The sequence below is a fragment of the Streptomyces sp. NBC_00341 genome (assembly GCF_041435055.1).
Lineage (GTDB): Bacteria > Actinomycetota > Actinomycetes > Streptomycetales > Streptomycetaceae > Streptomyces.
Map to the genome: position 1 here is coordinate 837441 of NZ_CP108002.1, position 20401 is coordinate 857841.

Sequence of the window (20401 nt, forward strand, 5' to 3'; positions counted from 1 at the left end):
GAATGCCGCTGCTGGAGCCGAAGCCGGAAGCCCTGAGCCCCGGGGCGATGCGCAGCCCCGCCCACGACCGGGTGCCCGACGAGCAGGCACCGGGCACACCCGAGCCGATGCGGAGCGAGCTGACCGCCCTGCTGGGGCCCCGGAAAGTGCTGTGGAAGATCTCCGACCTGGTGCGGTACGCCTCCGATGCCAGCCCCTACCGGTTCGTGCCCCAGGTCGTGCTCGTCCCCGAGGACATCGACGACGTCTCGGCGATCCTGTCGTACGCGCACGGCAAGGGCCGCAACGTCGTCTTCCGGGCCGCGGGCACCAGCCTGAACGGCCAGGCGCAGGGCGAGGACATCCTCGTCGACGTACGGCACCACTGGGCGGGCATCGAGGTCCTGGACGGCGGGGCGCGGGCCCGCATCCGGCCGGGGACGACGATCATGCGGGCCAACGCGACCCTCGCCCGGCACGGCCGGCTGCTCGGACCCGACCCGGCCAGCGCGATCGCCTGCACGATCGGCGGGGTCGTCGCCAACAACGCCTCAGGGATGACGGCGGGCACCAGCCGCAATTCGTACCGGACGGTGTCCTCGCTCACCTTCGTGCTGCCCGGCGGCACGGTGGTGGACACCGGCGATCCCGCTGCGGACGAGGACCTGGCGCACGCGGAGCCGCAGCTCTGCGCGGGGCTCCTCGCGTTGAAGGCCGAGATCGAGGCCGATGCCGGGCTCACCGCCCGGATCCGGGCCAAGTACGAGATCAAGAACACCAACGGCTACCGGCTCGACGCGTTCCTCGACGGCACGACGCCCGTGGAGATCCTGCGCGGGCTCATGGTCGGCTCGGAGGGGACCTTCGGCTTCATCTCCGAGGTCGTCTTCGACACACTGCCGCTGGACCGCCGGGTCTCCACCGCGCTGCTCTTCTTCCCGTCCCTGACCGCGGCGGCGGCCGCCGTCCCGCTGTTCAACGAAGCGGGCGCCATCGCCGTCGAGCTGATGGACGGGAACACCCTGCGGGCCTCCGTCAGCGTCCAGGGGGTACCCGCCGACTGGGCCGGGCTGCCGAAGGAGACCGCCGCGCTGCTGGTGGAGTTCCGCGCGCCGGACGACGCGGGCCAGGAGGCGTACGAGCGGGCGGCGGCCGGTGTGGTGCGGCGGCTGGAGCTGGTGCGGCCCGTCACCTCGGTCACCAATGAGTTCACCCGGGACGCGAAGACCATCTCCGGCTACTGGAAGGCCCGCAAGGCCTTCGTCACCGCGGTGGGCGGCTCCCGGCCGTCCGGTACGACCCTGATCACGGAGGACTTCGCCGTACCGCCCTCCCGGCTGGCCGACGCGTGCGAGGCGTTGCTGGCGCTCCAGGCCGAGCACGGTTTCGACGCCGCCGTGGCGGGCCACGCGGCCCACGGCAACCTGCACTTCCTGCTCGCCTTCGACGCGGCGAAGCCGTCCGACGTCGACCGGTACGCCGCGTTCATGGCGGACTTCTGCCGGCTGACCGTGGAGCGGTTCGACGGATCGCTCAAGGCGGAACACGCCACCGGCCGCAATATCGCGCCCTTCCTGGAGCTGGAGTGGGGACCGCGGGCGACCGAACTGATGTGGCGGACCAAGCAGCTCATCGACCCCGACGGCGTGCTGGCGCCCCGGATCGTCCTGGACCGCGACCCCAGGGCCCATCTGCGCGGACTGAAGACCATCCCGCGCGTCGAGCCGGTGGCCGACCCCTGCATCGAGTGCGGATTCTGCGAACCGACCTGCCCCAGCCACGATCTGACCACGTCACCGCGCCAGCGCATCGTGCTGCGCCGGGAGATGATGCGGCAGCCGGACGGCTCTCCGGTGGAGACCGGACTCCTCGACTCCTACGGCTACGACGCCGTCGACACCTGCGCGGGCGACTCCACCTGCAAGCTCGCCTGTCCGGTCGGCATCGACACGGGCGCCATGATGAAGGGCTTCCGCCACCAGCGGCACTCCCCGCGCGAGGAACGGATCGCCGCGCTCACGGCGAAGAACTTCCGTGCCGTGGAGACGGCGGCCCGGCTCGCCGTCGCCGCGGCGAGCCGGATCGACGACCGGCTCCTCGAAGGCGTCACCGGTCTCGCCCGCCGGGCCGTGCGCCCCGATCTGATGCCCGCGTGGCTGCCGGAGATCCCCGGAGCCGCCGCCCGCAAACTGCCGCCCACATCGAGGGCGGGAGCGAGCGCCGTCTACTACCCGGCCTGCGTCAACCGCATCTTCGGCGGCCCGGAGGGGCAGCACCTCCCGTCGCTGCCGCAGGCCGTGGTCGCCGTCTCCGCGCGGGCCGGAAAGCCGGTCTGGATCCCCGAGGACGTCGCCGGAACGTGTTGCGCGACGATCTGGCACTCCAAGGGGTACGACACCGCGAACGCCGTGATGGCCAACCGGATCGTGGAGGCCGCCTGGGGCTGGACCGCGGGCGGGAAGCTGCCGCTCGTCGTCGACGCCTCGTCCTGCACGCTGGGCATCGCCCATGAGGTGGTGCCGTATCTGACCGAGGACAACCGGGCGTTGCACCGCGAGCTGACCGTCGTCGACTCACTGGTCTGGGCCGCCGACGAGCTCCTGCCGGAGCTGACGGTGCTGCGCCGGACCGGCTCCGCGGTCCTGCACCCGACGTGCTCGATGGAGCATCTGGGCGATGTGGCCCACCTGCGCGCGGTCGCGGAGGCCTGCGCCCGGGAGGTCGTCGTACCGGACGACGCCGCGTGCTGCGGATTCGCCGGCGACCGAGGCATGCTGCACGAGGAGCTGACGGCCTCCGCGACCGCGAAGGAGGCCGCAGAGGTGAACACCCGGGAGTACGACACGTATCTCTCGGCCAACCGGATGTGCGAGATCGGCATGGACCGGGCGACGGGCCGTTCGTACTACTCGGTGCTGATGGAGCTGGAGCGGGCGACCAGGCCCGGTCCCGGTCAGGCCTGAAGGGCCGCCCGGTCGCCCATGACGACGACCGGGTGCTGCTTCGGGTCGAGGGTGCGCAGGAGCTTCTCCATGGCCGTCTTCGGCAGGCTCACACAGGCCGAGGTGCCGCTGCCGTGATCCATGTGCAGCCAGATGCTGCCGCCCTTGGTCTGACCCTCGGGCCGCGTCGGGTCGTTGGGCGGGGTGCCCTTGACGCGGTTGTAGTCGATGGCGATGACGTAGTCGAAGTCGTGCCAGTGGGACTTGGCCCAGTAGTGCGGGGCCTGGATGGACGCCGACTGCGTGTACGGGAGCCGGGCGCCCGGGTCGGGCAGTACGCCGGCCGCGTCGGTGAGGGTGAAGACACCGACTGGGCTGCGCTTGTCGTCCTCGTGGTGGTTGTCGGCCCAGCCCTTCTTCCCGTTGTGGGCCTTCCAATCGGCGGCCTTGTCCCAGGTGGAACCTGACTTGGTGTAGAGCACGACCGTGGAGTCCGCGGAGTTCTTGCCCTCGCCGTACACGGTGACGACCTGACGGGAGTTGCCCGGGATCTTCGACTGCCAACGGTCGCCGACGTCCGGAATGCGCTTCAGGTCGGTGGTCTGCGCCTTGTCCTTCGGCTTCCGGGCATCGGCGGACGGCGCGTCGTCCTTCTTCGCGTCCTGGTCCCCGCCGCATGACGTCAGGGTCGTGAGCAGGACTCCGCAGGCGGCCGCCGAGACCACCACTCGTACCGCACCGGCTATATGCATCCGTCCATGGTCGCATCCGACGGCGTCCGGCCCCGCCCACCCGTGCGGGCCGCGGCGAATGCGTGCCGAATCTTTACCCCCCGACACCCCCCGACCGGCGTCGGTGCGCGCGGTCCCCCGTACGTAAAAGGGTTTGCCGCGCCCACGGCCGGACGCGAGGATTGGACGGTTTGGTCCCCCCACATGCTCCTGCCCACACGCTCCTGCCCACGTGATTCTAGAGGTCCTCGCGGACCTCAGCTCCTTCCGATCTTTGGGACGTCATGCAAATTCGCGATCTTCCGTACCCGGATCCCGGCGATCCCGATGTCCGGTCGGGTCCTCGCTTTCTGATCTGGCTCGGCCGCAACCAGATCCGCGGACAGCTCAAGGCCATGTCCTGGGGCCTGCTCCACCAGTGCGCCCTCGCCGGGCTGCCGCTCGCCGTCGGGTTCGCCGTGCAGGCGGTCGTCGACCGGTCCGGCGGGCGGCTCGCACTGGCCGGCGGGCTGATCGCGGTGCTCGGCGTGCTGATCTCGGTGGGCGACACCATGCTGCACAGGACCGCCGTCACCAACTGGATCACCGCGGCCGCCCGGATCCAGCAACTGCTGGCCCGCAAAACCGCGGAGCTCGGCTCGGCGCTGACCCGACGGGTCGCCGCGGGCGAGGTCGTAGCGGTGTCGACAGGTGATGTGGAGAAGATCGGCTGGTTCGTCGAGGCGCTCTCCCGGTTCGTGGCAGCCGCTGCCGCCCTGGTCATCATCTGTGTCGGTCTCGTGCTGTATCTGCCCTCGCTGGGCGTGCTGGTGGCGCTGGCCATGCCGGTGCTCGCGCTGGGCGTGCTGCCGCTCCTCCCCCGCGCCACCCGCCGCGCCGACCTCCAGCGCGAGAAGGCCGGAAAGGCCACCGAACTGGCCTCCGACACCGTGGCCGGGCTGCGGGTGCTGCGCGGTATCGGCGGTGAGGAACTGTTCCTCGGCCGCTACCGGCAGGCCTCGCAGGAGGTCCGCAAGGCCGCCGTTCGCAGTGCGCGGATGTGGTCGCTGATCTCCGCGATCCAGGTTCTGCTGCCGGGCGTCCTGCTGATCGCGCTGGTCACGTACGGCGCCGCGCTGGCCCGTGACGGGAAGATCGACGTCGGTCAGTTGGTGACCGTGTACAGCACGGCGACGCTGCTGCTGTTCCCGCTGCGCCACTTCGAGGAGATCGCCATGGCGTACTCCTTCTCGCGGCCGTCCGCACAGCGCGCGGTCCGGGTGCTGTCGCTGAACCGGGTCGCCCGCCCCTCGACGCTCGACACCGCACCGGCCGGGGACCTGTACGACCCGGTCACCGGACTGATGGCGCCCGAGGGCCTGTTCACCGCGGTGGTCTGCGGCGATCCGGACGAGGCCGGACGGCTCGCGGACCGGCTCGGCGGCCACGCCCAGCCCGAGGTGGCCAGGGACGGCGCCGTCGAGAGCGGGACGGCGGACCAGGAGGTGCCGTCCGTGCTGCTCGGCGGAGTCCCCCTGGACGAACTGGAACTGGGCGCGGCCCGGACCGCCGTACTGGTCCAGGACAAGGACCCGGTGCTGCTCTCCGGCACCCTGCGCGAACTGCTGGACGTGCCGTCGTCCGGCCGGGTGACCGCCGGGGACGCGCTGTCGGCCGCCCAGTGCGACGACGTCCTGAGCGCCCTGGCGCACGCGTCCGTCGACTCGGACGGAGACCCGATGAACACCCGGATCACCGAACGCGGCCGGTCGCTCTCCGGCGGCCAGCGCCAACGGCTCGCCCTGGCGCGTTCGTTGGTGACCGACCCGGAGGCGCTGGTGCTCGACGAGCCGACCTCCGCGGTCGACTCGCACACGGAGGCGCGGGTCGCCGCGGGGATCAAGGCGCTGCGCAAGGACCGTACGACGGTGGCCTTCGCCTCGTCGCCGCTGCTGCTCGACCTGGCGGACCGGGTGGCGCTGGTCCACCGGGGCACGGTGGTGGCCGTCGGCACCCACCGTGAACTGCTGCACGGCGAACCGCTGTACCGGGCGGTCGTCACCCGCGAGACCGACGACGAGATCCCGGCCCCGCCGGGCGGGGACGGCGCGGTCCACCCGATCGACACCCACGAGGAAATCGAGGAGAGGGCATGACCGGCCTCGCACCACCGGCCTACGACCCGGCCGCACCCGAGTCGGCCACCACCCTGCCGGTCGGCACCCCCGCGACCGTACGGAGTTACGTCGGGGAGCTGATGCGGCGCCATCGGCGGCCGTTCCTCGTGGTCACCCTGCTCAACACGGTCGCGGTGGTCGCCTCGATCGCCGGGCCCTACCTGCTGGGCGGGCTCGTCGAGGACCTGTCCGACGGGGTCACCGACCTCCATCTGGAGCGCACCGCCGCGGTGTTCGCCGTCGCGCTGGTCATCCAGACCGTGGTCACCCGGATGATGCGGCTGCGCAGCGCGATGCTCGGCGAGGAGATGCTGGCCGATCTGCGCGAGGACTTCCTCGTGCGCTCCGTCCGGCTGCCTCCGGGTGTGCTGGAGCGGGCCGGGACGGGTGATCTGCTCTCGCGGATCACCACGGACATCGACCGGCTCGCCAACGCCATGCGCGAGGCGGTGCCGCAACTGGCCATCGGTGTGGTGTGGGCGGGTCTGCTGCTCGCCGCGCTCGCGGTCACCGCTCCCCCGCTGGCGCTCTCGGTGCTCATCGCGCTGCCGGTGCTGATCATCGGCTGCCGCTGGTACTTCCGCCGGGCGCCGTCCGCGTACCGCTCGGAGGCCGCAGGTTACGCGGCGGTCGCGGCCATGCTCGCGGAGACGGTGGACGCCGGGCGGACCGTGGAGGCGCACCGGCTGGGTGCGCGCCGGGTCGCGCTGTCGGACCAGCGGGTCAAGGAGTGGACGGCCTGGGAGCGGTACACGCTGTTCCTTCGGTCCGTGCTCTTTCCCGTCATCAACGCCACGTACGTGACGATCCTGGGCGCGGTCCTGATGCTCGGGGGCTGGTTCGTGATCGAGGGCTGGCTCACGGTGGGGCAGCTGACGACGGGCGCCCTGCTCGCCCAGATGATGGTCGACCCGATCGGCCTGATCCTGCGCTGGTACGACGAGTTGCAGGTCGCCCAGGTGTCACTGGCGCGCCTGGTGGGGGTCCGCGAGATCGAGCCGGACGCGGGCGACGCGTCGGTGGCCCCGGACGGCCGGGACGTGCGCGCCGACGAGGTGCGCTTCGGTTACCGGGCCGGGCTCGACGTCCTGCACAAGGTGTCGCTGGACGTCGCTCCGGGCACCCGGCTGGCGCTCGTCGGCCCGTCCGGTGCGGGCAAGTCGACGCTGGGGCGGCTGCTGGCCGGTATCTACGCGCCGCGCACGGGTGAGGTCTCGCTGGGCGGTGCGCAGTTGTCGCGGATGACCGCGGAGCACGTGCGTACGCATGTCGCACTGGTGAACCAGGAGCACCATGTGTTCGTGGGGACCCTGCGGGACAACCTGTTGCTGGCCCGTGCCGGTGCGAAGGACGCGGAGCTGTGGGCGTCGCTGGCCGCGGTGGACGCGGACGGCTGGGCCAGGGCCCTGGACGAGGGGCTGGACCGTGAGGTCGGCTCGGGCGGTCTGGTGCTCACTCCCGCACAGGCGCAGCAGATCGCGCTGGCCCGACTGGTGCTGGCCGATCCGCACACGCTGGTGCTGGACGAGGCGACGTCGCTGCTGGACCCGCGCGCGGCCCGTCATCTGGAGCGCTCGCTGGCCCGGGTGCTGGACGGCCGTACGGTCGTGGCCATCGCGCACCGGCTGCACACGGCGCACGACGCGGATGTGATCGCGGTCGTCGAGGAGGGCCGGATCAGCGAGCTGGGCAGCCATGACGAGCTGGTGGCGGCGGACGGCGCCTACGCGGCGCTGTGGCGGTCCTGGCACGGCTGAGCTGGGAGGTCCCCCGGATCCACCGGCCATCCGGGGATCGTTAATGTCGGTACATGACAGATTCCTATGCGGATCCGGGGACGCCCGACTGTCGCAGCGCACTGCGCTACCTGTGGTGGCTGGTCACCAGCCAGCGCCACCGGATCGCCGCCGGTGCGCTGCTCGGCAGTGCCTGGATGGTCTGTCTGACATTGCCGCCGTACCTGCTGTCGCGCGCCATCGACGACGGGCTCGAACCGGGGCGGTGGTCCGCGCTGGCGGGCTGGGTCGCTGCGTTGCTGGGTGTGGGGGTGCTCAACGCGTGGCTGGCGATCATGCGGCACCGCACGATGACCAGGGTGCGCATGGACGCCGCGTTCCGGTCCGTGGCGGTCGTGGTCAGGCAGGCGACCGTGCTGGGTGCGGAGCTGCCGCGCCGGGTCACGGGCGGGGAGGTCGTCACGATCGGGTTCCGCGATGTCGCCGTGATGGCCGCGACGCTGACCATCACCGGCCCCGGGGTCGGCGCGGTCCTCGCCTATGTCGTGGTGGCCGTGCTCCTGCTGACCGTCTCGCCGCTGCTCGCGGTGGTGGTGCTGCTCGGCGTGCCGCTGCTCGCGGTGCTGGCCGGCCCGCTGCTGTGGCGGCTGCAGGGCGTCGAGGCGGCGTACCGGGAGCAGGAGGGCACGCTCGCCGCCCGTTTCGAGGACATCGTCGGGGGCCTGCGCGTCCTCAACGGGATCGGCGGCAAGGAGGTGTACGGCGAGCGCTACCGGCGGGGTTCGCGGGAGCTGACGGCGGAGGGGTACCGGGTCGGTACGGTGACCAGCTGGATCCAGGCCCTCGGTGTCGGGCTGCCGACCCTGTTCCTCGGCGTCGTGACCTGGCTGGCGGCCCGGATGGCCGCTCAGGGGACCCTCACCGTGGGCGAGCTGGTCGCGGTGTACGGGTACACGGCGGTGCTGGTGGTGCCCGTCTCGTTCTTCATCGAGGGCGGCTACTCCCTCAGCCGGGGGCTGGTCGCCGCCCGCAGGATCATCCGGTTCCTGGCTCTGGAGCCCGCTTCCCCGGGCACGGAGGCCACCTCGGACGGGCCCTCCGAGCCGTCCGCGCTGCGTGATCCGGAATCCGGCGTCGAGGTGGAGCCGGGCAGGTTGACCGCGCTCGTCAGCGCCCGCCCTTCGGACTCGGCGGCGGTGGTCGACCGTCTCGGCCGGTTCGCGGAGTCGGCCGCGACCTGGGGCGGGATCCGCCTCGACGAGATCGACCTGACGCGGGTCCGCCGCCGGATCCTGGTGGCGGACAACGAGGCCGATCTGTTCGCCGGACCGCTGCGCGAGGTGATCTGCGGCGCGCGGGACCGGGACGAGGAGGCCATCGGCCGCAGCGTCCGCGCGGCCATGGCGCAGGACATCGTGCGCGGTCTGCCGGACGGGCTCGACTCGCCGGTCGACGCACAGGGCCGCAACCTCTCCGGGGGACAGCGCCAGCGCGTCCGGCTGGTCCGGGCCCTGCTGGCCGATCCCGAGGTGCTCCTGGCGGTCGAGCCCACCTCGGCGGTCGACGCCCACACCGAGGCGGCCGTCGCGGCACGGCTGCACACCGCGCGGTCCGGCCGCACCACGGTCGTCACCAGCACGTCGCCGCTCCTGCTGGACCGGGCGGACACCGTGTACTACCTGGTCGACGGCTCCGTCGCAGCGGTCGGAAGCCATCGCGAGCTCCTGGACGGGCAGCCCGGATACCGCGGGCTGGTGTCCCGCGGCGCGGACGACGACGCCCCCGGCACAACCGTCCCGGCGTCCCGGGAGTCCGGGCGATGACGGCCGGCTCCGGGACGGCGGACCGGGCCCTGCCCGTCGCCGGACCACGCCTGGTCCGCCTGGCCGCGCTCCGGCTGATCCGGCTGGACGGCCGCGCCTTCGCCGCCATGACCGCGCTCAACGCCCTCGCCGCGGCTGCCGGGCTCGTCGGCCCGTGGCTGCTCGGGCGCATCATCGACGAGGTCCGGGCGGGCGGCGGGGTGGCCGAGGTGGACCGCCTCGCGCTGACCATCCTCGTCTTCGCCGTGGCGCAGCTGCTGCTGGTCCGCTACGCCGGGCTCGTCGCGCACCGCTTCGGTGAACGGACCCTGGCCCGTATCCGGGAACAGTTCGCCGAACGGGCGCTCGCACTGCCCGCCACGGCCGTCGAGCGGGCCGGCACCGGAGACCTGATGACCCGCGGCACCACGGATGTCGCCGCGGTCGGCGCCACCCTCCGGAACTCCGGTCCTGAGGTCCTCGTCGCGGGGGTCCAGGCGCTGTTCATCCTCGGCGCGGTCTTCGTCCTCGATCCGCTGCTCGGCGCCTGCGGGGTGCTGGGCCTGCTCGGCATCCGGTTCGCCGCCCGCTGGTACCTGCGCCGGGCGCTCACCGCGTACCTGGCGGAGGGAGCCGCCAACTCGGAGCTCGCGGAGCAGCTCGCCGCCACCGCCGCGGGCGCCCGCACCGTCGAGGCCCTGGGGCTTCAGCGGCGCCGGATCGCGGAATGCCGGGAGAGCACCGAGAAGTGCCGGCGCACCCGGACCCGGACGCTGTTCCTGCGCAGTGTGCTCTTCCCTGCCGTGGACATCTCCTACGTCATCCCGGTGGCCGGTGTCCTGCTGATCGGCGGCGTACTGCACGACCACGGGGCGATGAGCCTCGGCGCGGTCGTCGCCTCCGCGCTGTACCTGCGTCAGCTGTCCCAGCCCCTGGACGTCATCCTCCAGCAGATGGAGCAGCTCCAGAGCAGCGGCGCCTCGTTCGCGCGGGTGGAGGGGATCGGCACGGCGGCACAGGCCCTGTCGGCCGTCTCTCCCGCACCGGCTGCCTCTCCCGCACCGGTCCACGACGTGATCGAGGTGGCCGGGGCGCGCTACGCCTACGACGACGGGGACGACGTCCTGCACGGAGTCGACCTGACGGTCAGGCCCGGCGAGCGACTGGTGATCGTCGGCCCCTCCGGCGCGGGCAAGACCACCCTGGGCAGACTCCTGGCGGGCATGGACGCACCGCACACCGGCTCGGTGACGGTGGGCCGGGTCCCGGTGGCCGGTCTGGACCCCGGCCGGCTGCGCCGGCACGTCGTCCTGGTCGCCCAGGAGCACCACGTGTTCCTGGGCACGGTCCGGGAGAACCTGCGGATCGCCGCGGCCGACGCCACCGACGCGGAGCTGCGCGCGGCGCTCGCCGCCGTCGGCGCCGAGTGGGCCGAGGAGCTGCCGGACGGCCTGGACACCGATCTGGGCCACGGCGGGCACCGGCCGGACGGGGCCAGGGCGCAGCAGCTCGCCCTGGCGCGGGTGGTACTGGCCGACCCGCACACACTGATCCTCGACGAGGCCACCGCGCTGCTGGACCCGAGGACGGCCCGGCACACGGAGCGCGCGCTGGCCGCCGTGCTGGAGGGCCGGACGGTCGTGGCCATCGCGCACCGGCTGCAGTCGGCCCACGACGCGGACCGGGTGGCGGTGATGGAGGACGGCCGGATCACCGAGCTCGGCACCCACGACGATCTCGTCGCGGCCGGCGGCGCGTACGCCGCGCTCTGGCGTTCGTGGCACGGCGGGCGGCCGCCCTCGTCCTGAAACGGACGGTGGTCAGCCGCCCGCGCCGGCCCGGAATTCGGTGACCCACCGCGACGTGGCCCCGATCCCGCCGAAGGTGTAGAAGTGCAGCTTGAGGACGCCGTGGCGGCGGGCGTCGTACCCCTCGGCCAGGGCACGGATGAAGCGGTCGGGGCCGGCCGTGCCCATCAGGTTGGTGAGCGAGAATCCGTACTTCTTCGCGATGGACGTGCTCGTGCCGACGCCGAAGCGCGTGGCGTACGTCATCAGCCGCTTGATTCCGGCGGGGCCCGGGATCCCGACGCGCACGGGTGCGTCGATGCCCCGTTTCCGTACCGCCTCGACCCAGGCGAGGACCGGGTCGGCGTCGAAGCCGAACTGGGTGATGACGTCGCCGGACAGGCCCTGCCGGGCGAGGGCGGTGGTCTTGTCCTCGATCGCGGACCAGAGCGCGGGGCCCGCGATGGCCGGGTGGCCCTCGGGGTATCCGCCGATGCCGACGTGCCGTACGCCGTAGGACTGGAGCAGCCCGGACCGGATGAGCGCGAGGGAGTCGTCGTAGGGGCCGTGGGGCGTGGCCGGGTCGCCGCCGATGACCAGGACGTTGTCGGCCGTGCCGTCGGAGCGGAGGGCTGCGAGGAGTTCTTCCAGTTCCGGCCGGGAGCGCAGCCGGCGGGCCGCTACGTGCGGGACCGGGACGTAGCCGAGCCGCCGGACGGCGCGGGCCGCGGACAGCCGGGTGTCCAGGTCCTCGCTGCCGAGGAAGGTGATGTTGATCCGGGTGCCGGCCGGGATGCGGTCGCGGGCCGCTTCGAGATTGGGGACGTCCTTGCCGGTCATCTCCAGGGAGAAGTCGTCGAGCAGCGGGGCGACGGCTGGGGCGGTGGCCGTGGAGAGGGAATCCATCGTGCTCCTCGTTCGTGCGGTTCTCCCTTGACCACAAGTCTGCCGGTAGCGCCCGACGCGCCACCGGGAGGCCCCCGGTGGCGCGTCGGGCGTGGGCGCCCGTCCGTCAGCCCACGTGGGCCTGCGCGACGGCGGGCGCGCCGCTGGAGGAGGCCGCGACGGTGGAGGCCCCGCGCGGGCGGCGCAGGAGGACCGCGGAGACCAGGGCGGCCAGCAGGGTGAGGGCGGCGGCGACGATCAGGCAGAGGCGTAGGCCGTCGAGGAAGGCGTCGCCCACGGCGCTCAGGGCCGGGCCCGTGGCGGCGCCCAGGTGCATTCCGGCGACCGCGCCGAGTCCGCCCGAGCGGGCGGTCTCGGTGATGCCCTGACCGGCGGCCCCGGTGATCCCGGCGTCCGCGAGGTGCGCGGGGAAGGTGTCGAGGGCGCGGGCGGTGAGGAGGGCGCCCAGGACGGCGGGGCCGAGTGCCCCTCCGACCTGCCGGAAGGCGTTGTTGCCGGCTGCGGCCATGCCCGCCAGGTGACCGGGCACGGAGGCGACGGCGGTGGCGGTCATGGGTGTCAGGACGCCGCCCATGCCCAGGCCCAGCAGCGCCAGCCGCCAGGCGATGGAGGCGAACGAGGTGTCGGCGTCGACGGTGGTCAGCGAGAGCAGGGAGCCGGTGACGACGAGCAGTCCGGCGGTGATCAGGACGCGGGCGGGCACCCGGTGCATCAGCCGGCCGACGGGAGCGCCCGCGACGATGGCGGTGCCGGTGACCATGAGGAGCCGCCAGCCCGCCTGGAGGGTGTCGAGCTGCTGCACCAGGCCGAAGTAGAGGCTCAGGAGGAAGAAGAAGCCGATCAGCGCCAGGAAGGTGATCATCGCGACGAGGGTGGTCGCGGTGAACGCGGGGCTGCGAAACAGCGCCAGGTCCAGCATCGGGCTGTCGCTGCGACGCTCTGCCAGGACGAAGGCGACGGCGCCGGCCACCGCGACGAGCAGCGCCACCAGGACCCGGGTGTCGGTGAACGATCCGGCGCCGCCCTCGATCACGCCGTATACCAGCGCGGTGATCGCGGACGCGGCGGTGATCTGGCCCGGCCAGTCCAGCCGCCGCCCGTGCGGGGCGCGCGAGTCGGTCAGCAGCCGCGCGGCGACCGCCATCGCGACGAGCGAGACGGGGATGACCAGGAGATAGATCCACCGCCAGGCGGCGTGCTCCAGGACGACTCCGGCGATCAGCGGTCCGACGGCCAGCGCCAGCAGGAGCGAGGTGGCCCAGAGGCCGATGAACTTGCCGCGCTCCCGGTGGTCGGGCACCGCGTGGCTGATCAGGGCCAGTGTGGTGGGCAGCAGCGCGGCCGCGCCGAGTCCGGCGAGTGCCTGACCGGCCCACAGCAGCTCGATCGACGGGGCGGTCAGGGCGACGGCGGCACCGACGGCGGAGGACGCCAGCCCCGCCTGGAAGACCTTCTTGCGCCCGTGGACCTCTCCGAACACTCCGGCGGTCAGGATGAACGCGGCCATCGGCAGGACGAACGCGTCCTGGACCCACGCCAGCTGGGCCGTCGACGCGCCGAGTGCCGCCTGGATGGCGGGCAGGCTCACGGAGACGGTGGTCACCGGCAAGTAGGCGACGAATACGCCCAGGCAGGCCATGGCGAGCGTGGCCGCCCGCCGGTCGGCCGGCCCGCTCGCCGAGGGTGTGACGTTCACGGATGTACTCCTTGGCGGCGCTCGGCGCCGCGGTTGATGTTCAGCGGGGCCCGTCCGCCCCGGTCGCCAGCATCGGTGACATCGGCCGGAATCAACGAAGCGCATGCTCGGACCGGACCGAAACCTCCACCCTCTCGGCGCCTCATGGCAGACTTCCACCGTGATGGACGCATTGGACATGCAGATCCTCCGCACACTCCAGTGCGCGCCGAGGGCCCCGTTCCGGCTCATCGGTGAGGTGAACGGGGTGTCGGAGCAGACCGCGGCCCGCCGCTACCACGCCCTGCGCCGCAGCGGGGTGATGCGGGTCGTGGGCCTGGTCGACCCCGCCGTGTACGGGGAGGCGCGGTGGGTCGCGCGCATCCGCTGCCGCCCCGACCGGGTCGGTCCGCTGGCCGACTCCCTCACCCGGCGTCCCGACATCGCCTACGCGAGCATCGCCTCGGGCGGTTCGGAGATCATCTGCGTCATCCGCTCGCCGCTGGACACCCAGCGCGAGGACATGCTGCTCCAGCAGCTGCCCAGGTCAGCGGCCGTGCTCGACCTGAGTATCGATCTGCTCATCCACCCCTTCGACACCCCCGGCACGTCCGGGTGGACCGGCTACGGCGGGCATCTCACGCCCGAGCAGGAGGAACGGCTGACCGGCGGCCCGTCCCCCGCCCCGGCCGGCCCTCCGCTGCCCCCGGACGCCGAGGACGCCCCGCTGCTCGCCGCTCTCGCGGAGGACGGCCGTACCTCGCACACGCGGCTGGCCGAGGTCACCGGCTGGTCCAAGGGCCGCGTCGCACGCCGCCTGGAGTCCCTGGAGTCGTCCGGCGCCCTGTCGTACGACATCGATCTGCTGCCCGAGCGCCTCGGCTATCGCCTCAACGCGACTCTGTGGCTGCGCGTCGCCCCGGCCCGCCTGGAACGGACCGGACACGAGATCGCCGGGCACGAGGAGGTCGCGTTCGCCGGTGCCACCAGCGGCGACCACAACGTGATGGCCATCGTCACCTGCCGGGACGCCCAGGACTTCTACCGCTATCTGACCACCCGCCTCGCGGCGGTGCCGGGCGTCGACGCCTACGGGGTCAGCATCCGGGCCCGGCGCCTCAAGCAGGCCGCCTCACTGATCTCCCACGGCCGCCTGGTGCATCCCGTGCCCGGATAGAGCCGGGCGTCAGATGACGTTCATCGCGGCCGCTGCGCCCACTCCCCCGAGCACCATGAACACCGGCATCAGCACCTTCAGTTCCACCCAGCTGCCGGCCCGGAAGCGCATGAACTTCGGCGGGCCGATCGGGTACCAGCGCTTGCGGCCCACCGGTATCGGCCAGAGGATCGGGCAGCCGGAGACGGTCAGCGCGTCCCCGATGTCGTGGACGAGAGCGCCCAGCACGATCGGCAGCCCCAGCCACAGGTACTCCTGGCCGGGGGCCTCGAAGAGCCAGCCCGCCCCGTTGCCCGGCTTGTCCAGGACGCCGGCGAGAATCCACGCGCTGGTCGCGCCGAGCAGCCACACCAGGACGTCGCTGGAGACCCGGGCGGCCCGCCAGAGCAGCCCCTCGACGGCGAGCACCAGGTGGACGAAGAGGATCGCCAGCACCGCCCAGCGGCCGCCGGTGATGGCGGCGGCGGAGGCGCCGGCACCTATCAGCACCGCCCACAGCCAGGTGTGGGTGAGGGTCCGGTGGCCGCCGTTGCGGTTCGAGTCGCCCCGCATCTTCGTCGCCTTGTAGACGGCGTGCGACAGCTTGTCGACGATCTCGCAGAGGCCGCGGGAGACCGGCCCGAAGGCGCGTGAGATGGTCGCGGACTTGTGGTCCAGGTCCGGTGCCAGCGCGGCGCCGGCGGTGATCAGCGCGCCGACGACCAGGACTGGCCACGGCATGGTGTGTCCCGCGGCTGCCGCAGCCGCGCCCACCCCCAGCCAGGCCGCCGCCCCTGACAGAGAGTGTGCCGGTCCCATCATGTCTGTTGCCGCCCCCGTAGGTATTGACCAGTGATGGACAACGCGTGAACGGGTGTCGCCCTGTCCGGGCGCGGAGCACCGCCGTTGCGCTGTCGTCGAGTTGAGGGGGAAGCGTATCGTCCGTGATCTTCGTGCTGTCGTCCGGTTCCCTCATCCGGGCGGAAGGCAGGCAAGATGGGGGCGTGACCCTAATCGATCAGCTGCCCCCGACCGACGACCCCGACGCCCTCTTCGAGGCATTCTCGTCATGGACCGAGACGCAGGGCATCACCCTCTATCCGGCTCAGGAGGAGGCGCTGATCGAGGTGGTCTCCGGGGCCAACGTGATCCTGTCCACCCCCACGGGCTCCGGCAAGAGCCTGGTCGCGGCCGGTGCGCACTTCGCGGCCCTGGCCCAGGACAAGGTCACCTTCTACACCGCGCCGATCAAGGCGCTGGTCTCGGAAAAGTTCTTCGACCTGTGCAAGCTGTTCGGCACGGAGAACGTCGGCATGCTCACCGGCGACGCCTCGGTCAACGCCGACGCCCCGGTGATCTGCTGCACGGCCGAGGTGCTGGCCGCCATCGCCCTGCGTGACGGGAAGTACGCAGACATCGGCCAGGTCGTGATGGACGAGTTCCACTTCTACGCGGAGCAGGACCGCGGCTGGGCCTGGCAGATCCCGATCCTGGAGCTGCCGCAGGCGCAGTTCGTCCTGATGTCCGCCACCCTCGGTGACGTCAGGATGTTCGAGGAGGACCTGACCCGCCGCACCGGCCGCCCCACCTCCGTGGTGCGGTCCGCGACGCGTCCGGTCCCGCTCAGTTACGAGTACCGGCTGACGCCCATCACCGAGACCATCACCGAACTGCTCGACACCCGGCAGTCGCCGGTCTACATCGTGCACTTCACCCAGGCGTCGGCCGTCGAGCGGGCGCAGTCGCTGATGAGCATCAACATGTGCACCAAGGAGGAGAAGGAGAAGATCGCCGATCTGATCGGCAACTTCCGCTTCACCACCAAGTTCGGCCAGAACCTCTCCCGTTATGTGCGGCACGGCATCGGGGTGCATCACGCGGGCATGCTGCCGAAGTACCGCAGGCTCGTGGAGAAGCTCGCGCAGGCGGGTCTGCTCAAGGTCATCTGCGGTACGGACACGCTCGGCGTCGGCGTCAACGTCCCCATTCGCACCGTGCTGTTCACCGCGCTCACCAAGTACGACGGCACCCGGGTGCGTACGCTGCGCGCCCGTGAGTTCCACCAGATCGCCGGCCGCGCCGGGCGGGCGGGCTTCGACACGGCGGGCTTCGTCGTCGCACAGGCCCCCGAGCACGTCGTCGAGAACGAGAAGCTGGTCAAGAAGGCGGGCGACGACCCGAAGAAGAAGCGCAAGGTCGTCCGCAAGAAGGCCCCCGAGGGCTTCGTGGCCTGGTCGGAGACGACGTTCGACAAGCTGATCCAGTCCGACCCGGAGCCGCTGACCTCCCGTTTCCGGGTCACCCACACCATGCTGTTGTCCGTCATCGCGCGTCCCGGCAACGCCTTCGAGGCGATGCGGCACCTGCTGGAGGACAACCACGAGCCGCGCAAGGCGCAGCTGCGCCACATCCGCCAGGCGATCGCCATCTACCGCTCGCTGCTGGACGGCGGCGTGGTGGAGCGGCTCGAAACCCCGGACGCGGAGGGCCGCATCGTGCGGCTCACCGTCGATCTCCAGCAGAACTTCGCGCTGAACCAGCCGCTGTCCACGTTCGCGCTCGCCGCGTTCGAGCTGCTGGACGCCGACTCCCCCTCGTACGCGCTGGACATGGTCTCGGTGGTCGAGTCGACGCTCGACGACCCGCGTCAGATCCTCGCCGCCCAGCAGAACAAGGCGCGCGGCGAGGCGATCGGGCAGATGAAGGCCGACGGCATCGAGTACGAGGAGCGGATGGAGCTCCTCCAGGACGTCACGTACCCGAAACCGCTGAGCGAGCTGCTGTGGCACGCGTACGACGTCTACCGGCAGAGCCACCCGTGGGTCGGTGACCACCCGGTGTCGCCCAAGACGGTGGTCCGTGACATGTACGAACGCGCCATGACGTTCACGGAGTTCACCTCTAACTACGAGCTGGCCCGCACCGAGGGCATCGTGCTGCGGTATCTCGCGGGCGCGTACAAGGCGCTGGAGCACACCATCCCGGACGACCTCAAGTCCGAGGACCTGGAGGACCTGATCGCCTGGCTCGGTGAGATGGTGCGGCAGGTGGACTCCAGTCTGCTCGACGAGTGGGAGCAGCTCGCCAACCCCGAGGTGGAGACGGCCGAGCAGGCGCAGGAGCGGGCCGACGAGCTCAAGCCGGTCACGGCGAACGCCCGCGCCTTCCGGGTGCTGGTGCGCAACGCGATGTTCCGCCGGGTCGAGCTGGCCGCGCTTGACCGGGTCCGCGATCTCGGTGAGCTGGACGGCGACGCGGGCTGGGACGAGGACGCGTGGGGCGAGGCGATGGACGCGTACTGGGACGAGCACGAGGAGCTGGGTACCGGTCCCGACGCCCGCGGCCCGAAGCTGCTGAAGATCGACGAGGACGCCGAGCACGGTCTGTGGCGGGTCCGGCAGACGTTCGCGGACCCGAGCGGCGACCACGACTGGGGCATCAGCGCCGAGGTCGATCTCGCCGCGTCCGACGAGGAGGGCCGGGCGGTGCTCCGGGTCACCTCCGTGGGCCAGTTGTGAGCGCGTCCGTACCGCGGGCGGCGTCGCGAGAGTGGAGACGAACAGCATGACGAACCCCGCAGAGCGCCTGGTCGACCTGCTCGACCTGGAGCGGATCGAGGTCAACATCTTCCGCGGCCGCAGCCCGCACGAGTCCCTGCAGCGGGTCTTCGGCGGACAGGTCGCCGGGCAGGCCCTGGTGGCGGCCGGCCGCACCACCGACGGGGACCGGCCGGTCCATTCCCTGCACGCCTACTTCCTGCGGCCAGGCCGGCCGGGAGTGCCGATCGTCTACCAGGTCGAGCGGGTCAGGGACGGCCGGTCCTTCACCACCCGCCGGGTGACGGCCGTGCAGCAGGGGCGCACCATCTTCGATCTGACGGCGTCCTTTCACCGTCCCGAGGAGGCGGGCATCGCGCACCAGCTGCCTCCGGCGCGCGTCGTCCCGGATCCGGAGGAGCTGCCGACGGTCGCGGAGGAGGTACGTGATCACCTCGGCGCGCTTCCCGAGGCGCTGGAGCGGATGGCGCGGCGCCAGCCGTTCGACATCCGTTACGTCGACCGGCTGCGCTGGACGCGGGAGGAGATCACGGACGCGGACCCGCGCAGCGCGGTCTGGATGCGTGCGGTCGGCCCGCTCGGCGACGACCCGCTCGTGCACACCTGTGCGCTGACGTACGCGAGTGACATGACGCTGCTGGACGCGGTACGGATCCCGGTGGAGCCGCTGTGGGGGCCGCGCGGCTTCGATATGGCGAGCCTGGATCACGCCATGTGGTTCCACCGTCCGTTCCGGGCCGACGAGTGGTTCCTGTACGACCAGGAGTCACCTATCGCGACGGGCGGGCGAGGGCTGGCGCGCGGCCGGATCTATGACCGCGAGGGGAATCTGCTGGTGTCCGTGGTGCAGGAGGGACTGTTCCGGCGGCTGGGCGAGCAACCCTCCTGACGACCGGGGCCGCCGGGCCCGACCGGGGCGGGGCTCAGGTGCCGGGCAGCGGGTCCTGTTCGACCTCGTGCCGGCGGGTGCGGATGTCCGGGGGCGCCGGGTGCAGTTTGGCGTCGCAGGCGGGGCCGAGTCCGGTGCGGCGCGAGGCCGTGCCGGTGAGCGGGCGTCCGCACAGCCGGCAGCGCACGGTACGGCGGACCGCAGCCTGGCCGGCCTCCGGCAGCGGTTCGGTACCGGATCCGGGGAAGGGTTCGGGAGTCTCCACCCGTCGATCCTCTCAAGCCCCCGGGCTACTCTGCGACTTCCCGACCCCGCACGCCGAGGAGTCCGCAGGTGACCAGCGTCCTGACACTGGAGTCCGTCCCCCGGGACAAGAAGGCGGAGAAGGCGGAGAAGGCGGCCGCACCGGGTACGGTCCGCCCCGTCGGGCACTTCGTCACCCTCACCGACACACCAGAGGGCTCCTCACGGCCGGTCGCGCACGTGGAGCGCGAACTGCCGCCGGACGGCATACCCGCGTACCTCGCGGCCCGCAAGGAGGGAATCCGCTCCTTCGTCCTGTGGGCGGAGCCGGAGCGCCGCTCCCGGCTGGCCACGCTCGTCACCGTCTCGACGGCGGAGGGTGTGTCGACGTACGAGGTCCGGGACGAGCAGGGCGCTCCCATCGGGACGATCCTCCGCGAGAAGGCCCTGTACGGCCGTGGCCTGCGCACCCGCTGGACGGTCACCCAGCCCGGCTGCCCCGAGGCCGTCGGGTACAAGGGCCGGATCTTCTGGTGGTACGTGTGGTGGCTGGTGTTCCCCGTCCAGGTCGCCATCGGCGTGGGCAGCGTCCTGGCCGGCGGCGGCGATGTGGCCCGCGGTCCCCGGCGCGTCATCTGGCGGGCGGGCGGGGAGGTCCCGCTGGAGTTCCGGTCGGACGGCGACGAGGTCCATGTGCACGCGCCCTGGGTCGACCGGCGGCTGGCGGCGGCTCTGGCGGCGCTGATCCGCTCCTTCGACAGCTGGATGGGCACGCCCTGGGACGACAAGCGGGAGTGAGCGTCGCGGGGCGCGGTGCACGGATCCGGTGCCGTCCCGAAGGC

14 protein-coding genes are annotated in these 20401 nt (G+C 72.1%); 9 read left to right on the forward strand and 5 right to left on the reverse strand.

Annotated features, from left to right (window positions below; genetic code table 11):
• Window positions 1-2: 2 nt before the first annotated feature.
• On the forward strand, window positions 3-2942 hold the full coding sequence (locus OG892_RS03705) for an FAD-binding and (Fe-S)-binding domain-containing protein (RefSeq protein WP_073736162.1): 2940 nt from the start codon (window positions 3-5) through the stop codon (window positions 2940-2942).
• On the opposite strand, the gene OG892_RS03710 is transcribed toward OG892_RS03705, so the two are convergent.
• On the reverse strand, window positions 2933-3673 hold the full coding sequence (locus OG892_RS03710) for a hypothetical protein (protein WP_371628443.1): 741 nt from the start codon (window positions 3671-3673) through the stop codon (window positions 2933-2935). The two genes, OG892_RS03705 and OG892_RS03710, sit on opposite strands and share 10 nt — an antisense overlap.
• 263 nt (window positions 3674-3936) lie before the next feature.
• Between OG892_RS03710 and OG892_RS03715 the strand changes: the two genes are divergently transcribed.
• From OG892_RS03715 to OG892_RS03730, 4 genes are read left to right on the forward strand one after another with little or no spacing between them, the layout of a single operon-like run.
• Window positions 3937-5787, forward strand: a complete 1851-nt coding sequence (locus tag OG892_RS03715; protein ID WP_371628444.1) for an ABC transporter transmembrane domain-containing protein — start codon at window positions 3937-3939, stop codon at window positions 5785-5787.
• On the forward strand, window positions 5784-7565 hold the full coding sequence (locus OG892_RS03720) for an ABC transporter ATP-binding protein (protein ID WP_073736165.1): 1782 nt from the start codon (window positions 5784-5786) through the stop codon (window positions 7563-7565). Before OG892_RS03715 ends, OG892_RS03720 begins: the two co-directional genes overlap by 4 nt.
• A gap of 53 nt (window positions 7566-7618) precedes the next feature.
• The gene (locus OG892_RS03725) at window positions 7619-9367 is read left to right on the forward strand and encodes an ABC transporter transmembrane domain-containing protein (protein WP_371628445.1); all 1749 of its coding nucleotides are present in this window, start codon (window positions 7619-7621) and stop codon (window positions 9365-9367) included.
• On the forward strand, window positions 9364-11154 hold the full coding sequence (locus OG892_RS03730; protein ID WP_371628446.1) for an ABC transporter ATP-binding protein: 1791 nt from the start codon (window positions 9364-9366) through the stop codon (window positions 11152-11154). The genes OG892_RS03725 and OG892_RS03730 overlap by 4 nt, the downstream gene beginning before the upstream one ends.
• A 12-nt stretch (window positions 11155-11166) precedes the next feature.
• On the opposite strand, the gene OG892_RS03735 is transcribed toward OG892_RS03730, so the two are convergent.
• Window positions 11167-12039, reverse strand: coding sequence for a methylenetetrahydrofolate reductase (locus OG892_RS03735; protein ID WP_328867923.1), 873 nt, complete (start codon window positions 12037-12039; stop codon window positions 11167-11169).
• Window positions 12040-12145: 106 nt separating this feature from the next.
• The gene (locus OG892_RS03740) at window positions 12146-13735 is read right to left on the reverse strand and encodes an MFS transporter (RefSeq protein WP_371628447.1); all 1590 of its coding nucleotides are present in this window, start codon (window positions 13733-13735) and stop codon (window positions 12146-12148) included.
• 163 nt (window positions 13736-13898) lie between these two features.
• On the opposite strand from OG892_RS03740, the gene OG892_RS03745 reads away from it, so the two are divergent.
• Complete coding sequence (locus OG892_RS03745) at window positions 13899-14891, forward strand: Lrp/AsnC family transcriptional regulator (protein WP_371631573.1); 993 nt, start codon at window positions 13899-13901, stop codon at window positions 14889-14891.
• Window positions 14892-14900: 9 nt separating this feature from the next.
• Here the strand turns inward: OG892_RS03745 and OG892_RS03750 are convergent, their stop codons facing one another.
• Entirely contained in the window at window positions 14901-15692 is a 792-nt protein-coding gene (locus tag OG892_RS03750) for a metal-dependent hydrolase (RefSeq protein WP_073736169.1), read from the reverse strand.
• Between the two features lie 182 nt (window positions 15693-15874).
• Between OG892_RS03750 and OG892_RS03755 the strand changes: the two genes are divergently transcribed.
• Together OG892_RS03755 and OG892_RS03760 are read left to right on the forward strand one after the other, a co-directional pair.
• Window positions 15875-18388: an RNA helicase gene (locus OG892_RS03755; protein WP_073736318.1), complete on the forward strand. Its 2514-nt coding sequence runs from the start codon at window positions 15875-15877 to the stop codon at window positions 18386-18388.
• Window positions 18389-18434: 46 nt separating this feature from the next.
• On the forward strand, window positions 18435-19316 hold the full coding sequence (locus OG892_RS03760; RefSeq protein ID WP_073736170.1) for an acyl-CoA thioesterase II: 882 nt from the start codon (window positions 18435-18437) through the stop codon (window positions 19314-19316).
• A gap of 34 nt (window positions 19317-19350) precedes the next feature.
• Here OG892_RS03760 and OG892_RS03765 read toward each other — a convergent pair whose 3' ends face one another.
• Complete coding sequence (locus OG892_RS03765; RefSeq protein WP_328867920.1) at window positions 19351-19581, reverse strand: DUF6011 domain-containing protein; 231 nt, start codon at window positions 19579-19581, stop codon at window positions 19351-19353.
• Window positions 19582-19649: 68 nt separating this feature from the next.
• Between OG892_RS03765 and OG892_RS03770 the strand changes: the two genes are divergently transcribed.
• Window positions 19650-20357: a hypothetical protein gene (locus tag OG892_RS03770; RefSeq protein ID WP_371628448.1), complete on the forward strand. Its 708-nt coding sequence runs from the start codon at window positions 19650-19652 to the stop codon at window positions 20355-20357.
• Window positions 20358-20401: the final 44 nt, after the last annotated feature.

Bases quoted from the DNA above. Each gene is read 5' to 3' on its own strand.
- OG892_RS03715 (WP_371628444.1), top strand. From the start codon at position 3,937: ATGCAAATTCGCGATCTTCCGTACCCGGATCCCGGCGATCCCGATGTC.
- OG892_RS03720 (WP_073736165.1), top strand. From the start codon at position 5,784: ATGACCGGCCTCGCACCACCGGCCTACGACCCGGCCGCACCCGAGTCG.
- OG892_RS03750 (WP_073736169.1), bottom strand. From the start codon at position 15,692: ATGATGGGACCGGCACACTCTCTGTCAGGGGCGGCGGCCTGGCTGGGG.
- OG892_RS03705 (WP_073736162.1), top strand. From the start codon at position 3: ATGCCGCTGCTGGAGCCGAAGCCGGAAGCCCTGAGCCCCGGGGCGATG.
- OG892_RS03730 (WP_371628446.1), top strand. From the start codon at position 9,364: ATGACGGCCGGCTCCGGGACGGCGGACCGGGCCCTGCCCGTCGCCGGA.
- OG892_RS03710 (WP_371628443.1), bottom strand. From the start codon at position 3,673: ATGCATATAGCCGGTGCGGTACGAGTGGTGGTCTCGGCGGCCGCCTGC.
- OG892_RS03735 (WP_328867923.1), bottom strand. From the start codon at position 12,039: ATGGATTCCCTCTCCACGGCCACCGCCCCAGCCGTCGCCCCGCTGCTC.
- OG892_RS03760 (WP_073736170.1), top strand. From the start codon at position 18,435: ATGACGAACCCCGCAGAGCGCCTGGTCGACCTGCTCGACCTGGAGCGG.
- OG892_RS03725 (WP_371628445.1), top strand. From the start codon at position 7,619: ATGACAGATTCCTATGCGGATCCGGGGACGCCCGACTGTCGCAGCGCA.
- OG892_RS03745 (WP_371631573.1), top strand. From the start codon at position 13,899: ATGGACGCATTGGACATGCAGATCCTCCGCACACTCCAGTGCGCGCCG.